Origin of the sequence: Actinomadura darangshiensis (genome assembly GCF_004349235.1) — a bacterium.
Classification (GTDB): Bacteria; Actinomycetota; Actinomycetes; order Streptosporangiales; family Streptosporangiaceae; genus Spirillospora; species Spirillospora darangshiensis.
The window spans coordinates 1-12,501 of sequence record NZ_SMKY01000256.1 but is presented as its reverse complement, the minus strand read 5'-3'; the positions used below and the strand labels follow the sequence as shown (position 1 = coordinate 12,501).

The 12,501-nt window shown below is 72.1% G+C and carries 13 protein-coding genes; 9 read left to right on the top strand and 4 right to left on the bottom strand.

All coding sequences use genetic code 11. The features are described from left to right. Nucleotides 1–168 precede the first annotated feature (168 nt). The 4 genes from E1293_RS48880 (at nucleotide 169) to E1293_RS36200 (ending at nucleotide 5,189) form a co-directional block, all read left to right on the top strand. Nucleotides 169–1,929: an acyl-CoA dehydrogenase family protein gene (locus E1293_RS48880; RefSeq protein ID WP_132202829.1), complete on the top strand. Its 1,761-nt coding sequence runs from the start codon at nucleotides 169–171 to the stop codon at nucleotides 1,927–1,929. Nucleotides 1,930–1,937: 8 nt separating this feature from the next. Next, entirely contained in the window at nucleotides 1,938–2,705 is a 768-nt protein-coding gene (locus E1293_RS36210; RefSeq protein WP_207939295.1) for a crotonase/enoyl-CoA hydratase family protein, read from the top strand. A 127-nt stretch (nucleotides 2,706–2,832) separates the two neighbouring features. Next, the gene (locus tag E1293_RS36205) at nucleotides 2,833–4,083 is read left to right on the top strand and encodes a cytochrome P450 (RefSeq protein WP_132202825.1); all 1,251 of its coding nucleotides are present in this window, start codon (nucleotides 2,833–2,835) and stop codon (nucleotides 4,081–4,083) included. Nucleotides 4,084–4,094: 11 nt separating this feature from the next. Next, the gene (locus E1293_RS36200) at nucleotides 4,095–5,189 is read left to right on the top strand and encodes an NAD(P)-dependent alcohol dehydrogenase (RefSeq protein WP_132202823.1); all 1,095 of its coding nucleotides are present in this window, start codon (nucleotides 4,095–4,097) and stop codon (nucleotides 5,187–5,189) included. Between the two features lie 10 nt (nucleotides 5,190–5,199). On the opposite strand, the gene E1293_RS36195 is transcribed toward E1293_RS36200, so the two are convergent. Further along, nucleotides 5,200–6,108, bottom strand: a complete 909-nt coding sequence (locus E1293_RS36195; RefSeq protein ID WP_132202821.1) for an NAD(P)-dependent oxidoreductase — start codon at nucleotides 6,106–6,108, stop codon at nucleotides 5,200–5,202. 71 nt (nucleotides 6,109–6,179) lie between these two features. On the opposite strand from E1293_RS36195, the gene E1293_RS36190 reads away from it, so the two are divergent. Both E1293_RS36190 and E1293_RS36185 read left to right on the top strand, forming a co-directional pair. Further along, complete coding sequence (locus tag E1293_RS36190; protein WP_132202819.1) at nucleotides 6,180–7,175, top strand: nitronate monooxygenase; 996 nt, start codon at nucleotides 6,180–6,182, stop codon at nucleotides 7,173–7,175. Nucleotides 7,176–7,404: 229 nt separating this feature from the next. Next, nucleotides 7,405–8,547, top strand: coding sequence for a mandelate racemase/muconate lactonizing enzyme family protein (locus E1293_RS36185; protein WP_132202817.1), 1,143 nt, complete (start codon nucleotides 7,405–7,407; stop codon nucleotides 8,545–8,547). Here E1293_RS36185 and E1293_RS36180 read toward each other — a convergent pair. Together E1293_RS36180 and E1293_RS36175 are read right to left on the bottom strand one after the other, a co-directional pair. Next, nucleotides 8,544–9,128, bottom strand: coding sequence for a TetR/AcrR family transcriptional regulator (locus E1293_RS36180; RefSeq protein WP_132202815.1), 585 nt, complete (start codon nucleotides 9,126–9,128; stop codon nucleotides 8,544–8,546). The genes E1293_RS36185 and E1293_RS36180 overlap by 4 nt on opposite strands. A gap of 11 nt (nucleotides 9,129–9,139) precedes the next feature. Then, nucleotides 9,140–9,496, bottom strand: a complete 357-nt coding sequence (locus E1293_RS36175; protein ID WP_132202813.1) for a winged helix-turn-helix transcriptional regulator — start codon at nucleotides 9,494–9,496, stop codon at nucleotides 9,140–9,142. Nucleotides 9,497–9,551: 55 nt separating this feature from the next. Between E1293_RS36175 and E1293_RS36170 the strand changes: the two genes are divergently transcribed. Together E1293_RS36170 and E1293_RS36165 are read left to right on the top strand one after the other, a co-directional pair. Next, a complete protein-coding gene (locus E1293_RS36170; RefSeq protein WP_132202811.1) occupies nucleotides 9,552–9,947 on the top strand; it encodes a YybH family protein in 396 nt (131 codons plus the stop codon). Between the two features lie 101 nt (nucleotides 9,948–10,048). Then, a complete protein-coding gene (locus E1293_RS36165) occupies nucleotides 10,049–10,429 on the top strand; it encodes a VOC family protein (protein WP_132202809.1) in 381 nt (126 codons plus the stop codon). Between the two features lie 4 nt (nucleotides 10,430–10,433). On the opposite strand, the gene E1293_RS36160 is transcribed toward E1293_RS36165, so the two are convergent. Then, nucleotides 10,434–11,024 (bottom strand): TetR/AcrR family transcriptional regulator, encoded by a 591-nt coding sequence (locus E1293_RS36160; RefSeq protein ID WP_243717063.1) that lies wholly within the window; start codon nucleotides 11,022–11,024, stop codon nucleotides 10,434–10,436. 92 nt (nucleotides 11,025–11,116) lie between these two features. Between E1293_RS36160 and E1293_RS36155 the strand changes: the two genes are divergently transcribed. Continuing rightward, nucleotides 11,117–12,501, top strand: a 1,385-nt coding sequence (locus tag E1293_RS36155; protein WP_132202807.1) for an MDR family MFS transporter, incomplete at its 3' end; no start/stop codon positions are given.

Genomic DNA, 12,501 nt, shown 5'->3' with positions numbered 1-12,501 from the left:
GCAGCGTGCTCAGGACGACGGACCGAGCGGTGAGCGGGCGAATCTCCAAGCTGTCCATGTCTGGCCTCAACCCTACCGGGGGACGGCCCCAGATCACTCTCGATCCGCCATCGCGCGCGACCGGATTACATGCTTCCATCACGTGGCGTAGGAGCGTAATGTCGGGTCATGGCCTCTTACTTGATCGAGTCGTTCGACCGGTTGCCGTTCGGCGGCGCGGAGAAGGCGCGCCGGTACGCGACCGAGCGGTATCGCGGGGCCGCGGGCCTCAACTGGTACGACTGCGACCCCACGCTGCGGTTCCTCATGCGGCGCCACCTCGGCGACGGGTTCGGCTGGGCCGAGCCGCGGCTCCGGGAGATGGGCGCGCTGATGGGCGGGCCGGTCGCCGCGTGGGCGGAGGAGACCGACCGGAACCCGCCGCGCCTGGAGAAGTACGACCGGTGGGGACGCGACGTCAGCGAGGTCGTCATGCCGCCGTCGTTCGAGGCGGCGCGGCGGGAGATCGTGGCGACGTCCTTTACCCGGCCCGATTTCGTGGCGGAGGCGAAGCGCAACGGTGTCGATCCGGCACCGATGGGCGTGGCGTGGAGTTATCTGCTGGACCAGGCCGACATCGGAATGGCCTGCGCGCTCGGCACCGGCGGCGACATGGTCGTGGGGCTGACGGAGATGTTCGCGCCGGACGACGTCAAGGCGCGGGTGCGGGAACTGTTCGCGGCCGGGGAGATGTCCGGTGAGGCCGCGCAGATGCTCACGGAACGGTCGGGCGGGTCGGATCTGGGTGCGCTGGAATCGACCGCGAGCAAGGAGGGGGACGCCTGGCGGCTCAACGGGTTCAAATGGTTCGCCTCCAATGCGAATGGTTCAGCCTTCGTGGTCCTGGCCAAGCCGGAAGGCGCCGTCGACGGGGTGCGGGGAATCGCGCCGTTCCTGGTTCTGAAGGAGCGGCGGGACGGGTCGCGCAACGGCATCCGGATCCGGCGGCTCAAGGACAAGCTCGGCACCAGGTCGGTGGCGTCGGGAGAGATCGAGTTCACGGACGCGGAGGCGTTCCTGCTGGCCCCGGCGTCCAGCGCCGGCGAGGGCGGTGACGGAAAGGGCCTCGCCCGGATGATGGAACTGACGAACGGGGCGCGCCTCGGCATTTCCATGATGGGCCTCGGATGTGCGCGCAGGGCGCTGGTCGAAGGGCTCGGATATGCGACGGCGCGCGAGGCGTTCGGTGCTGCGCTCATCGAGCAGCCGCTCATGCGGAGGAAGCTCGCCGAGCTGATCGTCGAGACCGAGGCCGTCCAGTCGCTCGTGTTCGACGGATATCTGGGACGCCCCAGGCTGCGCATGGGTGCGGCACTCATCAAACTGAGGGCCGCGCGGCTCGGCGTCACGGCGGCGAGCGACGCGATCGAGATCCATGGCGGGAACGGCTACATCGAGCAATGGCCGGTCGCGCGCATTCTGCGGGACGCGCAGGTCAATCCGATCTGGGAGGGCGGCGACAACATCCTGTGCCTCGACGTCCGGCGTGCGATCGAGCGGCAGGACGCGCATGAGCCGTTCCTCGAAAGGCTCACCCAGGCCGTCCAGCGGGCACCGGGCGGGGACGACGCGACGGCCGATCTGGTCAACGAGCGCATCGGCCACCTGCGGGACGCCATTGAGAGATGGCGCGGCCTCGACCGGCCTGTGGCCGAGGCGCGGCTCTTCCCGCTCGCCCAGTACATGGCGGACGTGTACGCGGCGGCACTGCTGCTGGAGCAGGCCGGCTGGGAGCGCGCCGATTCCGGCGAGGACCGCAAGGCGCTGATCGCGCGGCTCTACGCTCGGAGCCATCTCGCCGACGCCGGTCCGCTGCGCGCGATCGACGCCCCGGCCGAGGACCTCGAACGGTTCAAGGACCTGGCGGACGGCGCGTTCATCGGCGGCTAGGAGGCCCTGTGGCGGTGCGGATCGAGCGGGACGGCCCGGTCACGACGGTGGTCATGTCCCGTCCCGAGACCCGGAATGCCGTGGACGCGGCGACGGCGCGCGAGCTGGCGGAGGCGTTCCGCGCGTTCGACGCCGACGAGGGTGCGAGTGCCGCCGTCCTGTGGGGCGAGGGCGGGACGTTCTGCTCCGGCGCCGATCTGACGTCGATCGGCACCGAGCGGAGCCCGCGCGTGGACGCTCCCCCGGCGGACGGGCCGCTCGGCTGCACGCGGCTGCGCCTGTCCAAGCCGGTCATCGCGGCGGTCGCCGGGCACGCGGTCGCGGGCGGGCTGGAGCTGGCGCTGTGGTGCGACCTCCGTGTCGTGGAGGAGACGGCGACGTTCGGCGTGTTCTGCCGGCGCTGGGGCGTCCCGCTCGTGGACGGCGGGACGTTCCGGCTGCCGCGCCTCATCGGAACGAGCCGCGCCATGGACATGATCCTGACGGGGCGCCCCGTGGCGGCGCGCGAGGCGTTCGAGATCGGGCTCGCGAACCGGCTCGTCCCGCCAGGGAAGGCGCGGGAGGCGGCCGAGGAACTGGCGGCCGACCTGGCGAGATTCCCGCAGACGTGCCTGCGCGACGACCGTCGCTCGGTGCTGGAGGCGGAGGGCCTCCCGGAGGAGGAGGCGATCGCCGCCGAGTACCGGCACGGCGTCGGCTCGCTCGGCGACGCGCTGAAGGGCGCCGGGAGGTTCGCGGACGGGCACGGGCGGCACGGCGGCTTCGCCGATATCTGACCCGGCGGCCGCGCCGGCATGTGACGCGGCGGCGCCGCCGATATCCGACCCCGCCGGTCGTTGACCGAACGAGATTCGGGCCCATAGGTTCCTTGGAGGGCGGCCCATCCGACCGAGGAGTGGAGCAATGACGCTGACCGTGGACGAGGCGGGCCTGGCGCTCGCGGACCCGAAGGCCTACGCCGACGAGCGGCGGCTGCACGAGTCGCTGGCGCTCCTCCGCCGCGAGTCCCCGGTGCACTGGGTGGACGCCGCCCCGGAGTACACCCCGTTCTGGGCGGTCACCAAGCACGAGGACGTCCTGGAGATCGAGCGCAACCATCCGGTCTTCCTGAACGGCCCGCGCCCGATCCTCGGCACCGCCGAGTTCGACGCGCTGAACCGGGAGCGGGCCGAGCAGGGCATCGCGCTGCGCACGCTGGTCCACATGGACGACCCCGACCACCGGGTCATCCGGGCGATCGGCGCGGACTGGTTCCGGCCGCGCGCGATGCGGGCGCTGGAGCCGCGCGTCCGCGAGCTGGCGAAGCGGTACGTCGACCGGATGGTCGACCTCGGCGGCGAGTGCGACTTCGCGCAGGAGGTGTCCGTCCATTTCCCGCTGTTCGTCATCCTGTCGCTGCTCGGCCTCCCCGAAAGCGACTTCGACCGCATGCTGAAGCTGACCCAGGAGCTTTTCGGCGGCGACGACGACGAGTTCCAGCGGGGCGCGTCGAACGAGGAGAAACTGCAGGTCCTGCTCGACTTCTTCGCCTACTTCCAGGAGCTGACGGAGGCGCGCCGCAAGAACCCGACGGACGACCTCGCGTCCGCCATCGCCAATGCGCGGATCGACGGCGAGCCGCTGAACGACTTCGACACCGCGTCCTATTACGTCATCGTCGCGACGGCCGGGCACGACACGACCAGCGCGACGATCGCGGGCGGCCTGCACGCGCTGATCGAGCATCCTGACCAGCTCGAACGGCTGCGCGGGAACCCGGAACTCCTGCCCTTCGCGGTGGACGAGATGATCCGCTGGGTCACCCCGGTCAAGGAGTTCATGCGCACCGCCACCGAGGACTACGAATTGCGCGGCACCACGATCCGCAAGGGCGACGCCGTCCTGCTGTCGTATCCGTCCGCGAACCGCGACGAGGACATCTTCGACGACCCGTTCACCTTCGACGTGGGCCGCGACCCGAACAAGCACCTGGCGTTCGGATTCGGCGTCCACTACTGCCTGGGGGCGGCGCTGGCCCGCATCGAGGTCCGCGCCTTCTTCGAGGAACTGCTGCCGCGCCTGAACTCGATCGAACTGGCCGGACCGCCGGAGAGCATCGCGACCACGTTCGTCGGCGGCCTGAAGCGCCTTCCCGTCCGCTACTCCATCGCCTGAAGGATTCCCCGGTGCAGATCAAAGCCGCGGTGCTGCGCGCCGCAGACGCCCCCTACGCGATCGAGCCGCTCGACCTGGCCGACCCGGGTCCCGGCGAGATCCTCGTCAAGATCGCGGGCGTCGGGATGTGCCACACCGACATGCTGGGGCGCATCCCGGGCGACCTGGTGGCGAAGCCGGTCGTCCTCGGGCACGAGGGGTCCGGCGTGGTCGCGGCGACCGGGCCGGGCGTCACCGGCCTCACCGAGGGCGACCACGTGGTCATGTCGTTCGACTCGTGCGGGACGTGCGACAACTGCCGCGCCGCGCAGCCCGGCGCCTGCCCGCAGATGACCGCGCTCAACATGCTCGCCATGCCGCTGGACGGGACGCCCCGCGCCACCGGCCCCGACGGGGAGCCCGTGCACACGCGCTGGTTCGGGCAGTCGTCGTTCGCGAGCCATGCGCTCGGGACCGTCCACAACGTGGTGCCGGTCCGCCGGGACGTCCCGCTGGACGTGCTCGGCCCGCTCGGCTGCGGCGTCCAGACCGGGGCCGCGTCGGTGCTGGTCTCGCTCGGCGTCCGCGCGGGCGACAGCATCGCGATCTTCGGTGCGGGCGCGGTCGGGCTGTCCGCCGTCATGGCCGCGCGAGTCGCGGGCGCCACCGTGATCGTCGCCGTCGACCTGCACGAGTCGCGGCTGGACCTGGCCCGCGAACTCGGCGCGACGCACGTCATCAACGGCGCGGACGACGACATCGCCGGGCAGATCCGGGCATTGTCCGGCGGCGAAGGGGTGCAGTACTCGTTCGACTCCACCGCCGTCCCCGAGGTCGTCGCGACGGCGGTCGCGTCGCTGCGCACCACCGGCGTCTGCGGCCTCGTCGGCGTCGGCGCCGCCGAGTACCGCCTCGACGCGAACCTCCTGCTCATGGGCCGGACGGTCAAGGGCATCATCGAGGGCGACGCCGTCCCGCACACGTTCATCCCGAAGATGATCGAGCTGTGGCGGCAGGAGCGCTTCCCCTTCGACCGCCTGGTCACGACCTACCCGCTGGACCAGATCAACGAGGCGGAGGCCGACACGACGTCCGGCAAGGTCGTCAAACCGGTCCTCCTCCCCTGACACCCCGAACTCAGCGGACGCGGTGGAGGAGGTCGTCGTCTCGGGCCAGGCGGCGGCAGTTCTCTGCGGCCACCGCGAAGTAGCGGGCCCAGGTCTCGCGGGTCAGCCACGCCACGTGCGGCATGAGGACGACGCTGTCCAGGGCCAGCAGCGGGTTGCCGGTGCCGACCGGCTCCGTCTCGAAGACGTCCAGGCCGGCGCCGCCCAGATGACCCGACGTCAGCGCCGCCACCAGCGCCTTCTCGTCGATGACGGCGCCGCGCGCCGTGTTCACCACGACCGCGCCCGCCGGCAGCAGCGCGAGCCGTTCGGCGTCCAGCAGGTGGTGCGTCTCGTCCGTCAGCGGGACGTGCACCGACACGATGTCGCTCGCCCGCAGCAGATCGTCCAGCTCCCGCCAGGCCGGGTCCTCAGGCCGCGGCCGCTGCGACGTGAACAGGACGGTCGCGCCGATCGCCTCCAGCATGCCGCGCAGCAGGGACGCGATCTCGCCGCCGCCGAGGAGGCCGACCGTCCGCCCGGCCAGCTCGCCGCCCACCAGCGACCGGCCGGCGGGCCAGCCCTCGCCGCGCCGCGTCCGCGCGTCGAACGGGACGATCCGCCGCAGCGCCGCCAGCATCAGCAGCAGCGACGTCTCCGCGACCGCCTGCGCGTTGCGGCCCGGCATGTTCGCGACCGCGATCCCGCGCTCCCGGGCCGCGTCGAGGTCGATGGTGTTCACGCCGGTGCCGAGCTTCTGGATCAGCCTCAGCTTCGGCGCCCGGTCCATGTCGGCGGCCGTGAGCGGGCGCAGCACGTGCCAGATCACCTCCGCGTCCGGCAGCAGCTCCGCGAACCGCGCGTCGTCCTGCTCCGAGCAGCTCACGATGTCGAGGCCGGGCTCGACGTGGTCCATGTCGTAGTGCAGCAGCACCCGCATCCTGACCCCTTCCGTCCGTCTTGGAACCCCGGCGTGACCCCGCGGTGTTCCTCCGGATTATCGTGCCGAGCATGTGGACCGACGTTCCGATCGTGCAAGCGCCCATGGCAGGCGGACCGTCGACGCCCGAGCTGGCCGCCGCCGTCTCGGACGCGGGCGGCCTCGGCTTCCTCGCCGCCGGCTACAAGACACCCGAGGCCATGCGCGCCGACATCACGGCGACGCGCGCCCTGACGTCCCGGCCCTTCGGGGTGAACGTCTTCATGCCGTCCCTGGACGAGGTCGACCCGGCCGCGGTCGCCGCGTACCGCGACCGCCTCGCCCCCGAGGCCCGCCGCCTGGGCGTGGAGGCGGGCACGCCGTCCGCACGGGACGACGCCTACCACGCCAAGGTCGTCGACCTGGTCGCCGATCCGCCCGCCTTCGTCGGTTTCACGTTCGGCTGCCCGTCCGACGAGGTCGTCCAGGCCCTCAAGGACCGCGGCGCCACCGTCGTCGTCACCGTGACCTCGGTGGACGAGGCCCGCCAGGCGTCCGCCGCCGACGCGCTCTGCCTCCAGGGCGCCGAGGCCGGGGGGCACCGCGGCTCGTTCACCAACACCTCCGACGAGCCGCTGCCGCTGCGGGTGCTGCTGCATTCCGTCCGCGGGACGACCTCGCAGCCCCTCATCGCCGCCGGCGGCCTCGCCACGGCGTCGGACGTCGCCGAGGTCCTCGGGCTGGGCGCCGTCGCCGCCCAGCTCGGCACGGCGTTCGTCCGCTGCCCGGAGAGCGGGGCGAGCGCCGTCCACAAGGCCGCCCTCGCCGACCCGCGCTTCACCGAGACCGCGCTGACCAGGGCTTTCAGCGGACGTCCCGCCCGCGGCCTGGTCAACCGCTTCCTCACCGAGCACTCGCCGCACGCACCCGCCGCCTACCCCGACGTCCACTACGTGACCTCGCCGCTGCGCAAGGCGTCCGCCGCCCAGGGCGACCCGGAGGGCGTCAACCTCTGGGCCGGCGAGTCCTTCCGCAAGACGACCGAAACCCCCGCCGCCGACCTGGTCGCCGCACTGACCCCCGGCTGAGGCCCGCCCTCGCCATCCTCATCGGCCTAGGGCGGTGAGGCGGTCAGCCAGGGTGCGGGCCTGGGACGCGGTCTGGGCGTCGGGGTGGGTTTCGGCGACGGAGGAGCAGGCCGGCCCCGGCGATCTCGCCCGCGGCGGCGATTCCGGTGACGAACAGCAGGGGAGGGTTCATGGTTCCGACCGTACTGCACATCTGTGTAGTCTGCTGCGCAAGTGGACAGGGGGCTTCATGGAGATCACTGATGTCCGCACGGTGCTGCTGACCACGCCGTACGGGATCGAGGGCACCCACACGCGCCGCCGCAGCGCCGCGTTCATCGAGGTCGAGACCGACGAGGGCATCGTCGGCGTCGGCGAGACCTACGCGGGCGTGTACGTCCCCGAACTGGTGGAGGGGATCGTCGCGCTGTACCGGGACGTCCTCATCGGCCGGGACGCCACCAGCCCCATCCGCCTCTACCGGGACTGCTACTGGGTCACCGGCTACTGCGGGCGCACAGGACTCACCGTCATGGTCCTGGCCGGCATCGAATGCGCGCTCTGGGACGCGCTGGGCAAGTTCCGCAACGCGCCCCTGCACGAACTACTGGGCGGGGCCGTCCACGACCGGTTGCCCCTGTACGCCTCTGGCGGCGTCCCCACGTTGAACCGTGACCAGCTCGTCGCGCAGGCCGCGCAAGTGCGCGCCGACGGATACCGGGGTTTCAAGATGCGCGCCAACCCCGTCACCTACCAACCCGAGAACGAGGCAGAGCGAGTGGGGCTCGTCCGTGAGGCACTGGGGCCCGACATCCTGCTGGCCGTGGACGCCGTACAGAACCTCAACACGCAGCCATGGAGCGTCAAGCAAGTCCTCCACCTGCTGGATGCACTCGCCCCACACGACCTGGCCTGGGCGGAGGAGTTCCTGCCGCCGTTCGACCCCGCGCCCTACGCGGAACTGCGCGCGATGACGTCCGTCCCCATCTCCGGTGGGGAGGGCATCACGACGGCGGCCGTCTTCGAGCAATGGCTCCGCGCCGGTGCGTTCGACATAGCGCAACCCGACCCGACCATCGTGGGCGGCATCGGCGAGGCCCGGCGCGCCTGCGAGGCGGCCGACGCCCACCACGTCAAGGTCGCCATGCATGTGTGGGGTGCCGCCCCAACGCTGACGGCGAACTACCACCTCGGCTTCACGCAGCCCAACTGCGTGATGCTGGAACGTCCCGTCATGGGCAATCCGCTGGAGACCGAGATGCTCGCCGAACCCCTCCAGATCGTGGACGGGTACGTCCTGCCGCCCCGCGCGCCCGGCCTCGGCGTCGAGCTGACCGACGACCTCAAGGCGAAATACCCGTACGAGCCGGGCAGTGCCAGCATGTTCGGCTAGCGGGCGAACAGGCCGTCCAGGAGGAGCCGCTGGTTCGCCGCGCTGCGCCGGGCCAGCGTCTCCGTGTCGAACAGGCCGGGCCCGGCCACCGGCTCCAGCAGCAGCGGCCCGAGGATGAGGAAGAGCACCTGGTGGGGCGCCCACTCGGCGTCCGCGTCTTCCCGGACCGCGTTCAGCCCCTCCAGCTCGGCGCGGGTTCCGCGCAGCAGCCGCGCGAACACCGCCCGCCCGGCCTCCCCGCCCTCCAGCAGCACCCGCCGCAGGTAGCCGCGCATGTCGGGGTCGGCGCCGAACAGCCGCGCCGACACCGTCCCGCGCGCGGCGACCAGGTCGTCGAGGGGACGGTCGCGGTCCAGCTCGTCCATGGCCTCGCCGAGGCTGCGCAGGACGTGCTCGTCGACCGCCTTCCGCAGCCCTTCCTTCGACCCGAAATGGTGCCGGACCAGCGCGTACGACACGTCCGCCTCGGCCGCCACCGCCCTGATCGTCACCGCGTCGAACCCGTCCCTGGCGAACAGGTGCAGCGCGGCCCGCCGCAGCCGCGCCTTGCCCGTCAGATCCTCCGCCGCAACCGCCTCCATGACCCCCGAACCTACCGGCTGCCCCACTCCCAGAGGGCCTGGAGCACCGGGCCGAGGCGCCGCCCCCGCGGCGTCAGCGCGTACCGGGTCCGCGGCGGCCACCCCGCCTGCCGGTGCCGGTCGAGCACGCCCGCCTGGACGAGATGGGCCAGGCGGTCGGCCAGCACCTTGTCCGACAGCGCCGGCAGCGCCTGCCGCAGCTCGCTGAACGACCGGTCGCCGCGCAGCAGCTCACGGACGACGAGCGTCGTCCAGCGCCCGCGCAGCGCGTCGAGCGTGATCTCCACCGGGCAGGACGGCGTCGGCTCGGCCACGTCCGCCCGCGGATCGTCCGGCAGCCCCGGGTGGCCGACCGTTTGGTGAGTCACGAAGGCGCCTCCTAGCGTTCGCCACGTCCCGCCCCTGTCTACCCGAAGGAACACGATGCGCCCATTGGCCGACCGCCCCGAGGACGTCCCGCCGGTGTTCGCCGACCGCTTCAACAGCGGCGATCCGGATGCGGTGGCGGAGATGTACGAGCAAGGGGGCGTGTTCGTCCCCGCGCCCGGCACGCCGCTGACCGGCGCCGGCGCCCGCGCGGCGAACGCCCGCTTCATGTCCCTCGGGCTGCCGATCAAGGTCAGCCCGCGGCACGTCTACACCGCCGGCGACCTCGCCCTGCTGATCGTCGACTGGGTGATCGAGGGCATCGCGGACGGCCGTCCCGTCCGCATCGAGGGCACCGCGACCGACGTCGCGCGCCGGGCCGCGGACGGCCACTGGCGCTACATCATCGACAACCCCTTCGGCACGGCTCATGACGGCCCCGCTCGCCCATGATCGTCTCGTCCGGTACCGTCGCCGGATCGTTGCGCTGCCGGAGCCCGCGGGATTCACGTGCGGGTTCTCCGGCGGCACCCGGCTGAGAGTGGGGTTCGTCCATGGCGTGTCGTATCAGTGAGCTTGTGCTCGGTTGCCGCGACCCTGAGGTGCTGGCGCGGTTCTGGTGCGAGGTCCTGGACTTCGTCGTGCTCGATCGCGAGGACGACGGGACGCTGGAGATCGGGCCGCGCGAAGGGTTCGGCGGCCCGCAGCCGACGATCATCCTCAGCCGCCGGGACGAGCCGGAGAAGGGGAAGTCCCGGCTGCACATCGACGTCAACGCCACCGACCGCGATCAGGACGCCGAGCTGGAGCGCCTGCTGGGTCTCGGTGCGCGCCCGGCCGACATCGGCCAGACCGGGGAAGAGCCGTGGCACGTCCTGAGCGACCCCGAAGGCAACGAGTTCTGCCTGCTCAAGGCCCGCCTCAACCCGCTCTGACACCTCACGCCGTGGCCTGGTAGTGGGCGAGGAGGGGGAGGAACAGGTCGTCGACGATGCTGGTGATGCGGGCGTCCGGGACGGGCTCGAAGGTCATCAGCATGTCGTGGCGCATCAGGTCGAAGGGCATGGCGAGCAGCGCGTCGGGGACGCGGCCGGGGACGAGTTCGCCGCGCTCGACCGCGTTCTTGAAGATGTCGCGTGACCAGAGCGTGCCCCCGCTGAGCACGAGGTCGCGCAGTTCCGCCGGGGTCGTCCCCGTCTCGGCGAACAGGCCGCCGAGCTGCGCGCCGAGCATGGTGGCGAGGTCGATGCGGCGCCGGGTGGACGAGCGCATCAGCGCGATGAGGTCGTCGCGCAGGCTGCCGGTGTCCGGGCTGGGGATCGGGTCGTCCTCGCGGTGGTGCCGGATGGCGGCGACGACCAGGTCGGCCTTCTTCGGCCAGCGGCGGTAGAGCACCGCCCTGGCGGTGCCCGCGCGCACGGCGACGCGTTCCATGGTCAGCGCGGCGTATCCGGCCTCCACCAGTTCGTCCCATGCGGCGCGCAGCAGCGCGTCCTCCAGGACCTTGCCGCGCCGGCGCTGCTCCGCCACGTCCCCTCCGATTAAGAGTCACTTGTGTTTCTTATGCACGGAGTCTACCGTGGGCGATAAGAAACATTCGTGACTCTTATCTGGGGGAAGCCATGGCCGGTGACACCCGGCTCGACCCGAAGGTGCTCAAGACCGCCGGTGTCCTCATCGCCGGGGTCCTCGCCGTGGTGTTCGACACCACGATCGTCGGGGTGGCGCTGCACTCGCTGGCGGCCGATCTGCACACCACGGTCGCGACCGTCCAGTGGGTCACCACCGGCTACCTGCTCGCCCTCGGCATCACGGTCCCGCTGAGCACCTGGGCGATGGCCCGGTTCGGCGGCAAGCGGGTCTGGATCTTCGCGCTGGCCGTCTTCCTCGCCGGGTCGGTGGCCTCAAGCCTGGCCTGGGACGCCCCTTCGCTGATCGCGAGCCGGGTCGTGCAGGGCGTCGGCGGCGGGCTGATGCTCCCGGTGATGACCACCCTGGTCGTGCGGGCAGCGGGCGGCCGGCTGCTCGGCCGCACGACGGCGGTCATCGCGCTGCCCGCGCTGCTGGGGCCGATCCTCGGCCCGCTCGTGGGCGGCCTGATCCTCACGCACCTGAGCTGGCGGTGGATGTTCTGGGTCAACGTCCCGTTCTGCGTCGCGGGGATCGTCCTGGCCGCGCGGTTCCTCGACCGCGACGGCCCGTCGTCGCGGCCGCGCCTGGACGTCCTCGGGCTCGCGCTGCTGGGGCCCGGCACCGCCGCCGTGATCTTCGGCCTGTCCCGGGCGCCGGACGGCGGGTTCGCGCGCCCCGGGGTGCTCGTCCCGCTGGTCCTCGGCGTGGCCCTGGCGGCGGGGTTCGCGCTGTACGCGGCCCGCCGCGCGAACCCGCTCGTGGACGTCCGGCTGTTCGCGCACCGGCCGACCGCGTCCGCCTCCGGGGTGCTGTTCTTCTCCGGCTTCGCGCTCTACGGGGCCATCCTGCTGCTGCCGCTGTACTACCAGCAGGTCCGCGGCACCACGGCCCTCGACGCCGGGGTCGCGCTGATCCCGCAGGGCATCGGAACCCTGCTCAGCCGGTCCCTCGCGGGCAGCCTCACCGACCGGCTCGGCGCCCGGCCCATCACCGTCGCGGGGTTCCTCGTCGTCGCCGCCGCGACCGTCCCGTTCGCCTACGCCGACGCCCACACGAGCGCGTGGTCGCTCGCCGGATGGCTGCTCCTGCGCGGCATCGGCCTCGGCGCCGTGACCGTGCCCGTCATGGCCGTCGCGTATCTCGGCCTCGGCCACGAGCAGATCGCCCACGCCAGCGTCCTGGTCCGCGTCGCACAGCAGGTCGGGGGCTCGTTCGGCACCGCCGTCCTGGCGGTCCTCCTGCAGAACGCGATCACTGACGGCGACCCGGTGCCGGCCTTCCACCAGGCGTTCTGGTGGGCCACCGGCTTCTCCGCCCTCGCGATCGTCATCGCGCTGGCCCTCCCCGCCAGACCTCCCGTCGAGTCCCCCACGAC

Bases quoted from the DNA above. Each gene is read 5' to 3' on its own strand.
- E1293_RS48880 (WP_132202829.1), top strand. From the start codon at position 169: ATGGCCTCTTACTTGATCGAGTCGTTCGACCGGTTGCCGTTCGGCGGC.
- E1293_RS36205 (WP_132202825.1), top strand. From the start codon at position 2,833: ATGACGCTGACCGTGGACGAGGCGGGCCTGGCGCTCGCGGACCCGAAG.
- E1293_RS36195 (WP_132202821.1), bottom strand. From the start codon at position 6,108: ATGCGGGTGCTGCTGCACTACGACATGGACCACGTCGAGCCCGGCCTC.
- E1293_RS36190 (WP_132202819.1), top strand. From the start codon at position 6,180: ATGTGGACCGACGTTCCGATCGTGCAAGCGCCCATGGCAGGCGGACCG.
- E1293_RS36185 (WP_132202817.1), top strand. From the start codon at position 7,405: ATGGAGATCACTGATGTCCGCACGGTGCTGCTGACCACGCCGTACGGG.
- E1293_RS36180 (WP_132202815.1), bottom strand. From the start codon at position 9,128: ATGGAGGCGGTTGCGGCGGAGGATCTGACGGGCAAGGCGCGGCTGCGG.
- E1293_RS36170 (WP_132202811.1), top strand. From the start codon at position 9,552: ATGCGCCCATTGGCCGACCGCCCCGAGGACGTCCCGCCGGTGTTCGCC.
- E1293_RS36165 (WP_132202809.1), top strand. From the start codon at position 10,049: ATGGCGTGTCGTATCAGTGAGCTTGTGCTCGGTTGCCGCGACCCTGAG.